This is a genomic window from Pseudidiomarina sp. (assembly GCF_033722695.1).
In the GTDB taxonomy this organism is placed as follows: Bacteria; Pseudomonadota; Gammaproteobacteria; order Enterobacterales; family Alteromonadaceae; genus Pseudidiomarina.
This window is the reverse complement of sequence record NZ_JAWVYM010000003.1, coordinates 1-14375: the sequence shown is the minus strand read 5'-3', so window position 1 is coordinate 14375 and position 14375 is coordinate 1. Positions and strand designations below refer to the sequence as shown.

Here is a 14375-nt window from a genome sequence, read left to right as displayed (position 1 = left end):
ATTACTTAGGGGTCGGTCTATACCTTCACGTAATCTGAAAGGAGATTGTCCCCCTATGAAAATGAAGCTCGTCGCGGTTCTCGCACTTTGCAGCCTGGTTTCAGTAGCACCCGCTAGTGCCAGTATCCCATTTTTTTCTGATAATGATGAAACGCCTACCCTGGCGCCCATGCTGGAGGACGTGACTCCGGCAGTTGTCAATATTTCTGTCAAAGGTAAACGCGAGGTGCGCCAGCGGGTGCCGGATATGTTTCGCTACTTCTTCGGCCAGAACGGCCCCAGCGAACAAGTTCAGGAACGCCCTTTTCAGGGCTTAGGCTCAGGCGTCATTATTGATGCTGACAACGGCTATGTTGTCACGAACAACCACGTCATTGACGATGCTACTGAAATCGTCGTTACCCTCAAAGACGGGCGTCAGTTCGATGCGAAAGTGCTGGGCACCGATGAACGTTCAGATATTGCTTTGCTTAAAATCGAAAACGGCAGCAACCTGACTGAAATTAAGGTGGGTAGCTCTGATGCGTTGCGGGTTGGTGATTTTGTCGTTGCCATTGGTAACCCTTTCGGATTGGGCCAGACCGTAACTTCAGGTATCGTCAGCGCCTTGGATCGCAGTGGCCTGGGCATCGAAGAAGTCGAAAACTTCATCCAGACTGATGCCGCTATTAATAGCGGTAATTCCGGCGGCGCACTGGTAACCCTTAAAGGCGAGTTAATTGGTATTAACACCGCTATTCTGGGGCCCGCCGGCGGTAATATTGGTATTGGCTTTGCAATTCCTTCTGACATGATGAAAGCACTGGTTCAGCAGCTGGTCGAATTCGGTGAAGTGCGCCGGGGCGTATTAGGCGTCCGCGGTAATGACCTGACGCACGAAATTGCTCAGGCACTGGAGCTGGATGTTAATCAGGGTGCATTTATCGCTGAAGTCATCCCTGAAGGCGCCGCCGCTGAAGCCGGGCTGAAATCCGGAGATGTTATCGTGGCCGTGGATGGCCGGCCAATCCGGACCTTTGCCGACCTTGGCGCGCGAGTCAGCACCATTGGCGCTGGCAAAGAAATTAAGCTAACCGTGCTGCGTGATGGCAAAGAGCGGAACTTTAAAGTCACCCTATCAGAGATGGAAACTGCCGTGACTGCTGCGGAGCTGCATCCTGCCCTCAGCGGTGCCACATTGGCAGTGAGTGATAGCGGCGGCGTGCTTATTGCTGAACTGGAGGAAAACTCAGTAGCAGCCCGTTACGGCCTGCGTGAGAAAGATGTTATTCTTGCTGTTAACCGGCAGCCGGTCAATAACCTGACTGAGCTGCGTCAGGCTCTGGATAACGCGGGCAACGTTATTGCCCTGAATATCCGCCGCGGCAACTCGTCACTGTATCTGGTCTTACGCGGTAATTAAGTCAGCCTCCATTTCGCTATACACGACAAAGGCAGCCTCAGGGCTGCCTTCTTTTTTTAATCAGTGATATGCTTAAATACATTCTCAAATCACTAAGTTAACGGATAACTCATGACAATGCGCAGCTGGTTCTGGTTTCTCCTTCGCTCAACGCTGCTGGGGCTGATTGTCGCCGCTATTGTTATCTGGGTGTTACCCCGTGTTACTTCCCTGAACTTCTCCACTATGCATGCGAGCGAGCCGGTCAGTTTCGCGACGGCAGTGAACCGTGCCGCCCCGGCGGTCGTTAATATATATAGCATTGGCGAGGCGCGCGGCTCCTATTACTCCCGGCGCCCCAGCTCAGTATTCCGGCTTGGATCCGGCGTGATCATGGATAATAAGGGCCACATTCTCACCGCCTATCACGTGGTCGCGGATGTCAGTCAAATCCAGGTCGCGTTGCAGGACGGCCGTCAGTACAGCGGACAGGTCATCGGCTATGACCGGGTGACCGACCTGGCGGTGGTCCGTATTGAAGCTGCTAATCTGCCGATTATCCCGCAAAACGATGACCTGCTTACCCGTGCTGGTGATGTAGTTTTGGCTATTGGTAATCCGCTCAATCTGGGGCAGACCATTACCCAGGGGATTGTCAGTGCCACCGGTGGGCGAATGGGCGTGATTCACTCTCACGCTGATTTGATTCAGATGGATGCGGTCATCAACGAGGGAGCTTCAGGCGGCGCTTTGGTCAACAGTGAAGGCTTTCTGATTGGCATTAATAACGCCCAGTTCCGCGGTCCGTCCGGTCAGGGCGTGGAGGGCATATACTTTGCGGTTCCCTATCCGTTAGCGAAACGCATCATGGACACCCTGATCCGGGAAGGTGAAGTGGTCCGGGGCTATCTGGGTATTAACGTCAGCGATGGCCCGCACGCCAATCCTTATCAGCAACCCGGTATTTTTATCTCCGCAGTCGATCGCAACAGCCCCGCTGAACAGGCTGGCCTGCAAGCTGACGACTATATTATTGAAATTGGCGGGCGGCCGGTGGCGTCGGCTGCGGAAGGCCTGGCGCTGGTGGCAGAAACCAAGCCCGGCACGGAGCTGGAGATCCGGTTTTTCCGCGGTTCCGATGAACTGCTCACCTCAGTAACAATTGAAAAGCTGCCGTAAGCGGGTGCCTTAGCCGTGGCGCACTATATTCGCACCCAGCCCGCCTAACTTCTGTTCAATCGTTTCATAGCCGCGGTCGATGTGATAAATCCGTTCGATGGTGGTTTCTCCGGCTGCAACCAGTCCGGCGATAACCAGCGACGCTGAAGCCCGCAGATCGGTGCACATGACCTGGGCGCCTGTCAGTTGAGGTACGCCCTTACAAATTGCCGTATTCCCTTCCAGCTCTATTATGGCGCCCATACGGTGCAGCTCAGGTACATGCATAAAGCGGTTCTCGAATATAGTTTCGCGAATCCAGCCGGTACCGTCGGCAATTGCATTGAGCGCGCAGAACTGTGCCTGCATATCCGTGGGGAACGCCGGGTGAGGCGCAGTGATGACATTTACCGGCCGCGGCCGGCTACTGGCCTGCAAGCGGATCCAGTCATCACCACGGGTGATGGTAGCGCCGGCCTCAGCCAGCTTTTTCAGCACCGCATCGAGCATCGCCGGATCGGTCTGCCGGCAGGTGACATCACCACCTGTAGCCAGCGCCGCCACCAGAAAGGTGCCGGTTTCGATACGGTCGGGTTGTACCCGGTAGCGGCCACCCTGCAAGGTCTCAACCCCGTGGATTTCAATTTTATCGGTGCCGGCCCCGCGCACGTCTGCACCCATAGCGTTAAGGAAGTTTGCCAGATCGACCACTTCGGGTTCACGCGCTGCGTTTTCGATTACGGTTATGCCATCGGCCAGGGTAGCCGCTGCCATCAGGTTTTCAGTACCGGTTACACTAACCATGTCCATCAGGATATGCGTGCCTTTTAAGCGCCCTTCGACTTCAGCTTTAATATAGCCATTTTCGACCGCTATCTGCGCCCCCATCTGCCGCAGGCCTTCTATATGCAGATTTACCGGGCGGGCGCCGATAGCGCAACCACCCGGCAAGGAAACCTGAGCTTTACCGTAACGCGCCAGTAATGGCCCCAACACGAGAATTGAAGCACGCATGGTCTTTACCAGCTCGTAGCTGGCAATATGATGATGCAGGCCCTGTGGCTGAATACGATAGCTGTTGCTATCCAGTTGTTCCGAAGTCACCCCAAGTTCAGCTAGCAGTTTCAGGGTGGTGCGGACATCCTGTAAGGCCGGTACATTTTCGATCACCACATCATTTTGCGGCAGAATCGCGCCCATCAAAATTGGCAGGGCGGCGTTTTTCGCTCCTGATATGGTGACTTCACCCTGAAGCTTATTGCCGCCTTTGATGACCAGTTTTTGCATAACGAACTCGTTGTTTTATTTGATGGGAAGATGGGGTGAACCGGGCGCTGGTATCAGCTTAACATACCTAGCTTTTGCTGCCGTTTCCACTCAGCGGGGGTGTAGGTTTTTATTGACACCGCATGAAGCTCGCCAGTGGCTATCATGGGCTTTAATGGTCCGTAAACCAGCTGTTGCTTCTTAACCCGACTCAGGTCGGCAAAGCGGTCGCTGACCGCGACAACCGAAGCATGGCCCCCTTCCAGACTAACGCGAACCTCGTCCAACGCCAGGGCGTCTTGTACCAACTGTTGTATCTCTTCAGAAGTCATATCCCAACCATTTTATTAAGAAAAATCAAGCAGCTTGGTGGCGCCACTAACCTCGGCAATAGCCCGCAGTTGATCGCTGGGGCTATGCAGCTGCAGTTTTCGTTGCTGCTCCAGTAACTGACGCTTGGCCTGCAGAAGCATAGCGACGCCTGCCGAATCAACGCGTTCCAGGCCCGACAAATCAATAGTCAGCGTCTCGTCTGTTGATAACCAGTCGGAGCGCGCATTCCATAGCTCCGGCACTGTGTCTCGATTCAGCACGCCTGAAAATATCAGGGTATCGGCTTCGGTCTGCCAGCTGATGTCCGCTTTACTCATGAGGAGCTGTTACCTGTTTTTAAGTCGCCGGCACCGTCTTCATAAGGCTGCATTGGCTCATTAGCCTTTTCGCGCAGCAGTTCAATCGTTCCGTCAATACCACGGCTGCGAATGACTGATGAAATCTCAGCTTGCTTGCTACTCAGCAGACTAACGCCTTCGACGACCATGTCGTACGCTTTCCAAAGCTTATCATCATCGTCATAACGCATTTTAAATTCGATGCGGATAGGTTCACGGCCGTCTTCAATCAGCTGTGTTTTCACTTCCACCATTCTGCTGTTGCCATCGAAACGACGCGGATCAGCGAACTCAACTTTGTGCTTGTCTTCATCATAACGGGTGAAGGCACGCCCATAAGTCGCAATCAGGTAATCGCGGAAAACAGTATAGAACTCCTGACGCTGTTCCTCGGTGGTATCTTTCAGGTTGCGGCCCAGCACGCGCTTGGCTGCATATACATTGTCCACATAAGGCAGGAGTTCTTGCCGGATAATGACCCGCAGGTGATCCAGATCCTCGTTGATCTTCTCACGGTCCTGCTCAATGCGTTCAAACGTATTCTTAGCGACTTTTTCCAGCAAAATATAGGGGTTTTCTTCCCGCACCACCTCGGCACGTGTCGTCATCGTGGTCACAAGCGCCAGCAGGGCAACTGCCAGCAAACCGATCCAGTTTTTCATAACAACTCCTTAATCACTACCCTGACTGAACAGGAACTGACCGATAAGGTCTTCTAATACCAGCGCCGACTTGGTGTCCTGAATCCGATCACCTTCATCCAACATTTCAACGGTATCGTCGACAAAGCCGGGGTTCAGCCCTAAATATTGCTCGCCCAATAATCCGGAGGTTAGTACTGAGACCGACGAAGTATTAGGAAATTCATCATATTTTTTACTAATTTCCATTTCCACCAGCGGTTCATAGTATTCGCCCGACAAGGTGATCTTACTGACCCGGCCGACCACCACTCCGCCTACCTTCACAGGTGAACGCTCTTTTAAGCCACCAATGTTGTCAAACTTGGCATACAGCTTGTAGGTTTCACCAGCAGTAGCCCCGCCCATGTTAGCAGCCTGTAGCGCGAGAAAAACCAGTGCGATAAAGCCGATGATGACAAAGGCGCCGACTGCGAGTTGTACGTTTCTTGATTCCATAGTGAGTTACCCAAACATTAATGCTGTTAAGACAAAATCCAGACCCAGTACAGCCAGTGATGCTGTTACCACTGTTGAGGTGGTGGCGCGGCTGATTCCGACCGAGGTTGGCGTGCAACTATAACCTTTGTGCAAGGCAATCCAGGTGACTACAAAAGCAAAAACCACACTCTTGATAATCCCATTGAGAATATCTTCAGACCAGTCGACATTAGATTGCATGACGGACCAGAAGGCGCCTTCATCGACACCCAGCCAGCGCACACCAATCAGGTAACCGCCGTAAATACCGACGGCTGAGAAAATAAGCGCCAGTAGTGGCATGCTGTAAAAGCCTGCCCAGAACCGCGGCGAGATCACCCGGCGCATCGGATCCACAGCCATCATTTCAAGGCTCGACAGCTGTTCAGTGGCTTTCATCAGGCCTATTTCGGCGGTCAGCGATGAGCCCGCCCGACCAGCAAACAGCAGCGCCGTAACCACTGGCCCCAGTTCTCGTAGTAGCGACAGTGCAACCATGGGTCCGAGACTTTGTTCAGCGCCAAAGTCCACCAGAATAGTATAGCCCTGCAAGCCCAGCACCATGCCGATAAAGAGTCCACTAATTACAATAATCAGTAACGACAGCACACCGACCGAGTACATTTGCTGCATCAGCAGCGGCAAGGATTTGCGGAGATTGGGTTTGCCAAGCAAGGCGCGCATCAGCATCATCAGCGAGGCGCCGGTACCGGCAACGCTGTTCAGAACATAGCGACCTAGAGAGGCAACATGATCAAGCATTATTCGCTCCTGCGTTCTCGCCCAGAATATCGTCTTCCATGCTGACACTTTTATAGTGGAAGGCTACCGGCCCGTCAGCTTCACCTTTTAAGAACTGTTGCACCAGGTCGTCGTCGGAGTCTCTCAGTTCATCCGGCGAGCCCTGCCCGACCACCTTGCCGTCAGCAATAATATAAGCATAGTCGGCAATGCTCAGTACTTCCGAAATATCGTGGGTAACGACCACACTGGTCAGCCCCAGGGATTCATTCAGCGACTTGATGAGCTTAACGATAATGCCCATGGATATCGGATCCTGCCCGGCAAAAGGCTCGTCGTACATAATGAGCTCAGGGTCCAGCGCTATTGACCGTGCCAGGGCCGCCCGCCGCGACATGCCGCCGGATAGTTCTGCCGGCATCAGATGCCGGGCCCCGCGCAAGCCCACCGCTTCAAGCTTCATCAGAACGATGGTTTCGATAATTTCTTCCGACAAGGCACTATGCTCCCGCAACGGAAAAGCAATATTGTCGTACAGGTTCATATCGGTAAACAGCGCGCCGCTCTGGAACAACATACTCATGCGCTTCCGTAGCCGGTACAGATCGCTGCGTGAGAGTTCCGGTATATTGTGGCCGTCAAAGCGAATGGCGCCTTGCTGTGGCTTGATCTGCCCGCCGATAAGCCGCAGCAGAGTAGTTTTGCCCACCCCGCTGGGCCCCATAACGGCGGTAATCTTTCCCCGGGGGATCTTTATTGATAGGCCGCTATATATCTGATTGGCTCCATGCCCATGGGCGAAATGGATATCATCAATCTCTACCAAATAGTCAGCATTGTCAGTTGTCATGGCTGGCTAGTTCCTTAATCTGAGACCTGCTAGTTTACCTGAAAGGCGCCATAATCCATAGGCTGGCCCGGTAAAATTTGTGACAAATCATGTGCTACAAACATTTTACGTCTGCAAATCAAAAATCGATCGGGTATTATCTGACCTCAGAGCCAGATATTCATCAGAGCAGCGGAGCAACACAGTTATGAGTAATCAGCAAACCGGTTCATTTCGCAGTCTCGGGCAGCAGGTGATCGAGGTCGAGGCCGCTGCTATTATCGGCCTGCAACGCTATGTCGACGAACATTTCGAACGAGCCTGTGAAATGTTACTGGCGTGCAGCGGCCGGGTAATTGTGATCGGTATGGGTAAATCAGGCCACATTGGCGGTAAAATCGCTGCCACCTTCGCCTCAACCGGTACCCCGGCGTTTTTTGTACACCCGGGTGAAGCCAGTCACGGCGATCTGGGCATGATTACCGGCCAGGATGTGGTCATCGCCATCTCCAACTCCGGCGAAACTAATGAAGTGTTGAGCATTGCTCCGCTTATCAAACGCCGGGGTGTCGCCCTGATCAGTATGACCGGCAACCCGGAATCGACACTGGCGGAGCTGTCTGATGTGCATGTCTGTATTGCTGTTGAGCAGGAGGCTTGCCCGCTTGGGCTGGCACCAACCTCATCCACCACTGCAACCCTGGTAATGGGCGATGCGCTGGCAGTCGCACTGCTACATGCGCGGGGGTTTACCGCCGATGATTTTGCCTTATCGCACCCCGGTGGCAGCCTGGGCCGGCGTCTGCTGCTGCATATCCATGACATTATGCACAGCGGTGAGCGAGTACCCAAAGTGCCAAACAGTGCTTCCCTCAGCGAGGCCTTGCTGGAAATGTCCCGCAAAGGCCTGGGAATGACCGCGGTAGTCGATAACGAGGGTAATTTGCAGGGCATTTTTACTGACGGTGATTTAAGACGTATTCTTGATCAGCGCATCGACGTGCATGACACGACCATCGACCAGGTCATGACCCGCAGCCCGGTTACCATTGCGCCGGATGTGCTGGCAGCTCAAGGTCTAAAAGTAATGGAAGACCGCAAAATAAATGGTCTGTTTGTGGTCGGTGACGACAATAAGCTGATTGGCGCACTGAATATGCATGATTTACTCAAAGCGGGAGTAATGTAAGCATGACGACAGCATCGACTGCGAGCACCTGGTACGGTGAAATTCCTACTCAGTTGCTGGAAAAGTTACACCCTATCAAGCTGGTCATTTTTGATATTGACGGGGTGTTCTCGGACGGCCGCATTTACCTCGGCAATCAGGGGGAAGAATTAAAGGCCTTTAATACCCGTGATGGCTTCGGCGTGAAGGGATTACTGAACAATCATATAGAGGTTGCTGTCATAACAGGCAGACGTTCCGAAATCGTTGAGCAACGCATGCAGGCTCTGGGAGTCCGCTATATTTTTCAGGGCATCGACGACAAGATCAGTTGTTATGATGAGTTAAGCCAGCAATTGCAGCTCTCTGACGAGCAGATTGCCTGTATGGGTGACGATGTACCCGATGTGCAGATGATTCAGCGGGCCGGGGTTGGGGTGGCAGTGAATGATGCCCATCCGTGGGTGCAGCAGCAAGCTGACTATGTAACCAGTCTGCGTGGCGGCTTTGGTGCCGTTCGTGAACTGACCGATCTGATATTGCTCAGTCAGGGACACCTGCAACTTTATGGTGGCGTAAGTTTATGAACCGGTATATTGCCTGGTTTCTGATTATCCTGTTTGTGTTGGGGACCGTATTAATCTGGCGGCCCTTCGCCGATCCTGAGTTGATCGAAGAGACCGATCGCTTTCGCGAAATTGAGCCTGACTTTACGGCCACCGGCATGATACTTCGTATTTACTCCGAGGATGGCGCGTTGGCGCACAGAATTGCAGCTGATACCATGACACATTTTAGTCCTATCAGCCTCACCGAACTGACTAATCCGGTTTATACTGTACGCAGTCGCGATCAAAAAAGTATCTGGCAGGTAATCGCCGAACAGGGTTCATTTTATGATGATAAGACGCTGGTACTCGAGCGTGGGATTGAGATCACCAATCTCACCAGCAACGATTTTCTCGAGCGCGTTGAGACCAGCTATCTGACTATTGATACCACAGAGGAAACTGTGGAAACTGATGCGCCCGTGGTCATCTTTGGCCAGAATTTCACGGTTCGCGGAGTAGGCTTACAGGGAAATCTCCGCACCCAAACACTGGAAATTAATGAACATGCACAAGCGATTTATACTGGTATCAGTCAGCTTAACGATTAGTGCCCTGCTGGCGCCTTTTAATGCGCTGGCTCAGGGCAAGGAAGACTTTTCCAAGCCGATTGAAATCAACGCAGAAAACGATTTTTTTGACATTGCCAATAAAGTGGCGGTGTTTGACACCAATGTGCAGATTCGGCAGGGCACGCTGGAGATCAATGCTGATCACCTGGAGGTCAGTCGGGACGTCGATGATCCGAGCGACCTTTTTATCGCTTCCGGCTCGCCGGCAACTTATCAGCAACGACTGGATGACGGTTCCCTGATCACCGCGGAAGCAGAAAAAATTCGCTATGATCAGGAGCAGCAGACAATGACCCTGTCGGGCAATGTTAAGGTGTCTCAGAATAATAGTGTTATTCAGGGCAACGAGATTGTTTATAACTTTGCCACACAACAACTTAGCGCCCGTCGTGGTGAAGATGAAAGCGATCGGGTAACAACGATTTTTCTACCGAAAAAGAGCGACAATGAGCCGATTAACCGCTGAGCACCTGGCAAAATCTTATAAAAAACGCCAGGTAGTCAAAGACGTCAGCCTGACCGTCGAGTCGGGCCAGGTCATAGGCCTGCTGGGCCCAAACGGCGCCGGCAAAACCACCACTTTCTATATGATTGTAGGCCTGGTAGCCAACGACAAGGGTCGCATTTTACTTGATGACGCCGACATCAGCCTGTTGCCGATGCATGAGCGCGCTCGCCGCGGAATCGGCTACCTGCCTCAGGAATCTTCGATATTCCGCAAGCTGACGGTGCGCGACAATATCATGGCGATTCTCGAAACCCGCAAAGAATTGGATGAAACCAGCCGGGAAGATAAACTTGATCAATTACTCGAAGAATTTCATATCGGCCACATTGCCAATAGTCTGGGTATGAGCCTTTCCGGTGGTGAGCGACGCCGGGTTGAAATTGCCCGCGCACTGGCGGCAGAGCCAGCCTTTATTTTGCTGGATGAGCCTTTTGCCGGGGTAGACCCAATCTCGGTCATTGATATTAAGAAAATTATCGAGCATTTACGTAAACGCGGCATCGGTGTGCTTATTACCGATCACAACGTGCGTGAAACCCTGTCGGTTTGTGAGCAGGCTTATATTGTGAGCCACGGCGAACTGATCGCATACGGCGACGCACAAAGCATTCTGGCCAACCAGCAGGTGAAAGACGTATACCTCGGTGAGCAGTTCACCCTGTAGTTGTCTTCGGGTCAGTCAGACCAGGTGATTTGATGAAACAAGGTTTGCAACTTAAATTCGGTCAGCAGCTGTCGATGACGCCACAGCTGCAACAGGCTATCCGGTTGTTACAACTTTCATCTCTCGAACTGCAACAGGAAATCCAGCAGGCGCTGGATGAAAACCCCTTGCTTGAAGTTGCCGATGAGGATGTCGCCGGCGAAACCGATGAGCGCACTGATCACTGGGATGACACCCCCTGCTCCGCCGCCCTTAGCAATACCAGTTCCGGTGGTGGCAGCTTCGATAACGATACCGACCTGTATCAAGGTGCCACTGAGCAGAGTTTGCAGGATTATTTGTTCTGGCAAATGCGTCTCTCACACTTCAGCCCCACCGATGAGCTCATTGCCACCGCCTTAATCGACAGTATCAATGACAGTGGCTACCTGACCTGCGACCTCGAAGAAATTCTTGATGCAGTGCAGCAGCAAAGCGATGACGACATTCTGGCCGATGAGGTCGCCGTTGTACTCAAACGCATTCAGCAATTCGAACCCCTAGGGGTTGGCTCACGGGACGTTCGTGAGTGCTTACTTATTCAGTTACAGCGTGGTTCAACCGACACCTTCTGGCGCGACAAGGCGATTACCGCTGTAAGCGAACATCTGGATTTACTGGGTAGCCGCGATTATCGCACACTGGCCCGTAAGCTGCGCCTGAATGAAGATCAGCTAACCAGCGTTATTGGCCTCATTCAGCAGTTGCAGCCGCGCCCGGGCGACAGCTTCAGGCCGGAAACCGATGACTATGTAATCCCCGATGTCTTGGTACGAAAAAAAAATGGTAAGTGGATTGTTGAACTAAATCCGCAAAATTTGCCTAAACTTAAAGTGAACCAGACTTATGCCGCGCTTTGCAACGGCTCGGGCCAAAGTGAGGATATGCAATATATTCGACAGCAAACCCAGGAAGCTAAATGGTTTATCCGCAGCCTCGAAAGCCGCAGCGATACCTTACTTCGCGTCGCCAGCGCCATCGTTGCGCAGCAACAGGGTTTCTTCGAATATGGCGCCGAAGCCATGAAACCTATGGTGCTTGCCGACATTGCCACTGCGGTCGAGATGCATGAGTCAACAATTTCCCGGGTAACGACACAAAAGTATATGCACACGCCCCGCGGTATGTTTGAATTGAAGTACTTCTTCTCCAGTCAGCTTGCGACTGATGATGGTGGAGAGTGTTCGTCGACAGCCATCCGGGCGTTGCTGAAGAAGCTGGTCACGGCGGAGAACCCGAAGAAGCCACTGAGCGACAGTAAACTCGCGCAGCTAATGGCAGACCAGGGTATCCAAGTGGCACGACGGACGATAGCGAAGTACCGGGAGGCGCTTAACATACCGCCCTCGAGTCAGCGCAAACGTCTTATCTGATTCTCGCACAACAAAAGGAAGATGCTATGCAGATTAATTTGACTGGCCATCATGTAGAGATTACTCCCCCTTTGCGTGACTACGTAGACGAAAAATTCGCGAAGCTGGAGCGGCACTTTGATAACATCACTAACGTGCATGTAATTTTAAAGGTTGAAAAATTAGTGCAAAAGGCCGAAGCTACGGTGCATCTTAGCGGTGGCGAGATTTACGCGGACTCTGCCGAAGAGGATATGTACGCCGCCATCGACGCGCTGATTAATAAACTTGATCGGCAGGTTATTAAACATAAAGAAAAGATAAATCGTCACTAATCATGGACCTATCCACGCTGTTAAGCCCCGACTGCACGCGCAGTGCAGTCGACGGCTCAAGCAAAAAGAAAGTACTTGAATTGATCGGTCAGCTGGCCGCGCCCCGTTTGTCGGGGACGACCAGCTTCGACGTATTTGAGAGCCTGCTGAACCGGGAGCGTCTCGGCAGCACGGGTATCGGCATGGGTGTGGCCATTCCCCATGGGCGTCTGGCAACCGCCAACAAACCTGTGGCGGTGCTGCTAACCCTGGCCGACCCCATCGACTTTGATGCTATTGATAATCAGCCAGTGGATATTATTTTTGCCCTGCTGGTGCCTGAAGACGAGCATGAAGCACATCTGCAGACCCTGGCAGCCGTGGCGCAGCGCCTTAATGACAAGAGTTGCACCCGCGCTTTACGAGACGCTGACGGCGATAAAGAACTATTTAAAATATTTACCCAGGACACCGATAGCTAAGGAGAGACCGTGCAGCTTATTATCGTCAGCGGTCGTTCCGGATCAGGCAAGACTATCGCCCTGCGAGTGCTTGAAGATCTTGGTTTTTACTGCGTTGATAACCTGCCTATCACGCTGCTGCCCACCTTAGTACACGCCGTTGTCGACCAATATGACAAAGTTGCGGTCAGTGTCGATGTTCGCAATTTACCTGAGCAGCACGAAGATCTGACCGATGCGCTGGATTTTCTGCCCGATAAGATCAAGCCTGAAATTCTTTATATTGATTCATCAGAAGCCGTTTTATTGCGTCGGTTTGGTGAGACCCGACGGCTGCATCCTTTATCAAAAAATGAGTTGCCCTTATCCGATGCCTTGCTTGCGGAAAGCCGGCTGCTTGAGCCCCTGGCCGAACGCGCCACCTGGCGCATTGACAGCAGCGACCTCAGCGTCCATCAGCTTAGCGAAAACGTCAGTGAACGGGTACTTGGCAAAGCGGCTTCACGGCTGATCGTGGTGTTTCAGTCTTTTGGCTATAAGTATGGCCTGCCTCCGGATCTCGACTACGCTTTTGACGCCCGTATTCTGCCTAATCCGCACTGGGAGCCAGAGCTAAAAGCCCTGACCGGGTCCGACGCAGCGGTGCAGCAATTTTTTGCCCAGCAACCACTGGTCACTAAGTTTATCTATCAGCTGGAGGTTTTTCTGGATACCTGGTTACCGCACTTCCAGCGCAGCAACCGCAGCTACCTGACCATTGGCATAGGGTGTACCGGTGGCCAACACCGTTCAGTCTATATTGCCGAGCAACTGGCTACGCGCTTTGCTAATCAGCAATTTAAGGTGCAGGTGCGGCACCGTGAGGCAGGTCGCCACAAATGACCCAGACCGCCCGCCGCAAGGTAACTATCCGCAATAAACTTGGACTTCACGCCCGGGCTGCTACCAAGCTGGCGAAGCTGACCCAGGGCTTCGAAGCGCGTATTAAGGTGGTGCAGGACGGTCGCGAAGTCGACGCCTCAAGTGTGATGTGTTTATTGCTTCTGGCCAGCGGACAGGGCAAGGAAATTGATGTTATCGCTACCGGCAGTGATGCCGAAGAAGCGGTTAGCGCAGTCGCCGCACTCATCGAAGCCCGCTTTGATGAAGAGCAGTAGCCCCTCTTAAAGCTCATGATTGCTAGCTGACGCCTTCGCCCAAATAAGATAAACTCCTCATATCAATAGGAGTTTTTACCATGCTAGCAGAAGTTGCCGACAAAGAATTCGCTGAACAGCGCTTACAGGAAGTGACCGAGGCACTTGTAGGCGGCATGTATGTGCAGGCGCGTCGCTACCTGCACAATTTACCTGCCTGGGATGTCGCGCTGCTGCTGGAGTCCTCTCCACCAAAGGCACGTGCCATTATGTGGCAACTGGTTGACGCCGAAGAGCACGGCGACATCCTGGAAGAACTCTCCGAAGAAGTACAAAAATCCATCATT

Annotated in this window: 20 protein-coding genes; 13 read left to right on the top strand and 7 right to left on the bottom strand. The window is 52.6% G+C overall.

Going from position 1 to position 14375, the window contains the following annotated elements; translation table 11 throughout:
- Positions 1-55: 55 nt before the first annotated feature.
- Together R3196_RS02015 and R3196_RS02010 are read left to right on the top strand one after the other, a co-directional pair.
- Complete coding sequence (locus tag R3196_RS02015) at positions 56-1402, top strand: DegQ family serine endoprotease (protein WP_413242892.1); 1347 nt, start codon at positions 56-58, stop codon at positions 1400-1402.
- A 111-nt stretch (positions 1403-1513) separates the two neighbouring features.
- Positions 1514-2560, top strand: a complete 1047-nt coding sequence (locus R3196_RS02010) for a trypsin-like peptidase domain-containing protein (RefSeq protein WP_318934968.1) — start codon at positions 1514-1516, stop codon at positions 2558-2560.
- 9 nt (positions 2561-2569) lie between these two features.
- Here R3196_RS02010 and murA read toward each other — a convergent pair whose 3' ends face one another.
- Genes murA through R3196_RS01975 form a run of 7 tightly spaced genes read right to left on the bottom strand, consistent with a single transcriptional unit; the run spans position 2570 to position 7227 of the window.
- Positions 2570-3826, bottom strand: a complete 1257-nt coding sequence (gene murA / locus R3196_RS02005) for a UDP-N-acetylglucosamine 1-carboxyvinyltransferase (protein ID WP_318934967.1) — start codon at positions 3824-3826, stop codon at positions 2570-2572.
- Positions 3827-3879: 53 nt separating this feature from the next.
- Positions 3880-4137, bottom strand: coding sequence for a BolA family protein (locus R3196_RS02000; RefSeq protein ID WP_318934966.1), 258 nt, complete (start codon positions 4135-4137; stop codon positions 3880-3882).
- Between the two features lie 15 nt (positions 4138-4152).
- A complete protein-coding gene (locus R3196_RS01995; protein ID WP_318934964.1) occupies positions 4153-4455 on the bottom strand; it encodes a lipid asymmetry maintenance protein MlaB in 303 nt (100 codons plus the stop codon).
- A complete protein-coding gene (locus R3196_RS01990) occupies positions 4452-5138 on the bottom strand; it encodes an ABC transporter substrate-binding protein (RefSeq protein ID WP_318934962.1) in 687 nt (228 codons plus the stop codon). Before R3196_RS01990 ends, R3196_RS01995 begins: the two co-directional genes overlap by 4 nt.
- Positions 5139-5147: 9 nt before the next feature.
- Positions 5148-5615, bottom strand: a complete 468-nt coding sequence (gene mlaD, locus R3196_RS01985) for an outer membrane lipid asymmetry maintenance protein MlaD (protein WP_318934961.1) — start codon at positions 5613-5615, stop codon at positions 5148-5150.
- Positions 5616-5621: 6 nt separating this feature from the next.
- Positions 5622-6398, bottom strand: coding sequence for a lipid asymmetry maintenance ABC transporter permease subunit MlaE (mlaE, locus tag R3196_RS01980; RefSeq protein WP_318934959.1), 777 nt, complete (start codon positions 6396-6398; stop codon positions 5622-5624).
- Positions 6391-7227, bottom strand: a complete 837-nt coding sequence (locus tag R3196_RS01975) for an ATP-binding cassette domain-containing protein (RefSeq protein ID WP_318934957.1) — start codon at positions 7225-7227, stop codon at positions 6391-6393. Before R3196_RS01975 ends, mlaE begins: the two co-directional genes overlap by 8 nt.
- A gap of 187 nt (positions 7228-7414) precedes the next feature.
- Here R3196_RS01975 and R3196_RS01970 point away from each other — a divergent pair, with 187 nt between their 5' ends.
- The 11 genes from R3196_RS01970 to R3196_RS01920 form a co-directional block, all read left to right on the top strand.
- Positions 7415-8395: a KpsF/GutQ family sugar-phosphate isomerase gene (locus R3196_RS01970; RefSeq protein WP_318934955.1), complete on the top strand. Its 981-nt coding sequence runs from the start codon at positions 7415-7417 to the stop codon at positions 8393-8395.
- 2 nt (positions 8396-8397) lie between these two features.
- Entirely contained in the window at positions 8398-8961 is a 564-nt protein-coding gene (gene kdsC / locus R3196_RS01965) for a 3-deoxy-manno-octulosonate-8-phosphatase KdsC (protein ID WP_318934954.1), read from the top strand.
- A complete protein-coding gene (lptC, locus tag R3196_RS01960) occupies positions 8958-9533 on the top strand; it encodes an LPS export ABC transporter periplasmic protein LptC (protein ID WP_318934952.1) in 576 nt (191 codons plus the stop codon). The genes kdsC and lptC overlap by 4 nt, the downstream gene beginning before the upstream one ends.
- Complete coding sequence (gene lptA / locus R3196_RS01955) at positions 9490-10020, top strand: lipopolysaccharide transport periplasmic protein LptA (protein ID WP_318934950.1); 531 nt, start codon at positions 9490-9492, stop codon at positions 10018-10020. Before lptC ends, lptA begins: the two co-directional genes overlap by 44 nt.
- Positions 10001-10726: an LPS export ABC transporter ATP-binding protein gene (gene lptB, locus R3196_RS01950; RefSeq protein ID WP_318934949.1), complete on the top strand. Its 726-nt coding sequence runs from the start codon at positions 10001-10003 to the stop codon at positions 10724-10726. Before lptA ends, lptB begins: the two co-directional genes overlap by 20 nt.
- A 32-nt stretch (positions 10727-10758) precedes the next feature.
- Complete coding sequence (locus R3196_RS01945; protein WP_318934948.1) at positions 10759-12138, top strand: RNA polymerase factor sigma-54; 1380 nt, start codon at positions 10759-10761, stop codon at positions 12136-12138.
- 26 nt (positions 12139-12164) lie between these two features.
- Complete coding sequence (gene hpf, locus R3196_RS01940) at positions 12165-12452, top strand: ribosome hibernation promoting factor (RefSeq protein ID WP_034773317.1); 288 nt, start codon at positions 12165-12167, stop codon at positions 12450-12452.
- 2 nt (positions 12453-12454) lie between these two features.
- Entirely contained in the window at positions 12455-12913 is a 459-nt protein-coding gene (gene ptsN, locus R3196_RS01935; protein WP_318934947.1) for a PTS IIA-like nitrogen regulatory protein PtsN, read from the top strand.
- Between the two features lie 9 nt (positions 12914-12922).
- The gene (gene rapZ / locus R3196_RS01930) at positions 12923-13774 is read left to right on the top strand and encodes an RNase adapter RapZ (protein WP_318934945.1); all 852 of its coding nucleotides are present in this window, start codon (positions 12923-12925) and stop codon (positions 13772-13774) included.
- On the top strand, positions 13771-14049 hold the full coding sequence (locus R3196_RS01925; RefSeq protein ID WP_318934944.1) for an HPr family phosphocarrier protein: 279 nt from the start codon (positions 13771-13773) through the stop codon (positions 14047-14049). Before rapZ ends, R3196_RS01925 begins: the two co-directional genes overlap by 4 nt.
- A gap of 80 nt (positions 14050-14129) precedes the next feature.
- On the top strand, positions 14130-14375 hold a 246-nt coding region (locus tag R3196_RS01920; RefSeq protein ID WP_413242891.1), incomplete at its 3' end, for a magnesium transporter MgtE N-terminal domain-containing protein.

What these genes read in the sequence shown, in the direction of transcription:
- R3196_RS02015 (WP_413242892.1), top strand. Translation starts at nt 56, where the DNA reads ATGAAAATGAAGCTCGTCGCGGTTCTCGCACTTTGCAGCCTGGTTTCA.
- R3196_RS02010 (WP_318934968.1), top strand. Translation starts at nt 1,514, where the DNA reads ATGACAATGCGCAGCTGGTTCTGGTTTCTCCTTCGCTCAACGCTGCTG.
- murA (WP_318934967.1), bottom strand. Translation starts at nt 3,826, where the DNA reads ATGCAAAAACTGGTCATCAAAGGCGGCAATAAGCTTCAGGGTGAAGTC.
- R3196_RS02000 (WP_318934966.1), bottom strand. Translation starts at nt 4,137, where the DNA reads ATGACTTCTGAAGAGATACAACAGTTGGTACAAGACGCCCTGGCGTTG.
- R3196_RS01995 (WP_318934964.1), bottom strand. Translation starts at nt 4,455, where the DNA reads ATGAGTAAAGCGGACATCAGCTGGCAGACCGAAGCCGATACCCTGATA.
- R3196_RS01990 (WP_318934962.1), bottom strand. Translation starts at nt 5,138, where the DNA reads ATGAAAAACTGGATCGGTTTGCTGGCAGTTGCCCTGCTGGCGCTTGTG.
- mlaD (WP_318934961.1), bottom strand. Translation starts at nt 5,615, where the DNA reads ATGGAATCAAGAAACGTACAACTCGCAGTCGGCGCCTTTGTCATCATC.
- mlaE (WP_318934959.1), bottom strand. Translation starts at nt 6,398, where the DNA reads ATGCTTGATCATGTTGCCTCTCTAGGTCGCTATGTTCTGAACAGCGTT.
- R3196_RS01975 (WP_318934957.1), bottom strand. Translation starts at nt 7,227, where the DNA reads ATGACAACTGACAATGCTGACTATTTGGTAGAGATTGATGATATCCAT.
- R3196_RS01970 (WP_318934955.1), top strand. Translation starts at nt 7,415, where the DNA reads ATGAGTAATCAGCAAACCGGTTCATTTCGCAGTCTCGGGCAGCAGGTG.
- kdsC (WP_318934954.1), top strand. Translation starts at nt 8,398, where the DNA reads ATGACGACAGCATCGACTGCGAGCACCTGGTACGGTGAAATTCCTACT.
- lptC (WP_318934952.1), top strand. Translation starts at nt 8,958, where the DNA reads ATGAACCGGTATATTGCCTGGTTTCTGATTATCCTGTTTGTGTTGGGG.
- lptA (WP_318934950.1), top strand. Translation starts at nt 9,490, where the DNA reads ATGCACAAGCGATTTATACTGGTATCAGTCAGCTTAACGATTAGTGCC.
- lptB (WP_318934949.1), top strand. Translation starts at nt 10,001, where the DNA reads ATGAGCCGATTAACCGCTGAGCACCTGGCAAAATCTTATAAAAAACGC.
- R3196_RS01945 (WP_318934948.1), top strand. Translation starts at nt 10,759, where the DNA reads ATGAAACAAGGTTTGCAACTTAAATTCGGTCAGCAGCTGTCGATGACG.
- hpf (WP_034773317.1), top strand. Translation starts at nt 12,165, where the DNA reads ATGCAGATTAATTTGACTGGCCATCATGTAGAGATTACTCCCCCTTTG.
- ptsN (WP_318934947.1), top strand. Translation starts at nt 12,455, where the DNA reads ATGGACCTATCCACGCTGTTAAGCCCCGACTGCACGCGCAGTGCAGTC.
- R3196_RS01925 (WP_318934944.1), top strand. Translation starts at nt 13,771, where the DNA reads ATGACCCAGACCGCCCGCCGCAAGGTAACTATCCGCAATAAACTTGGA.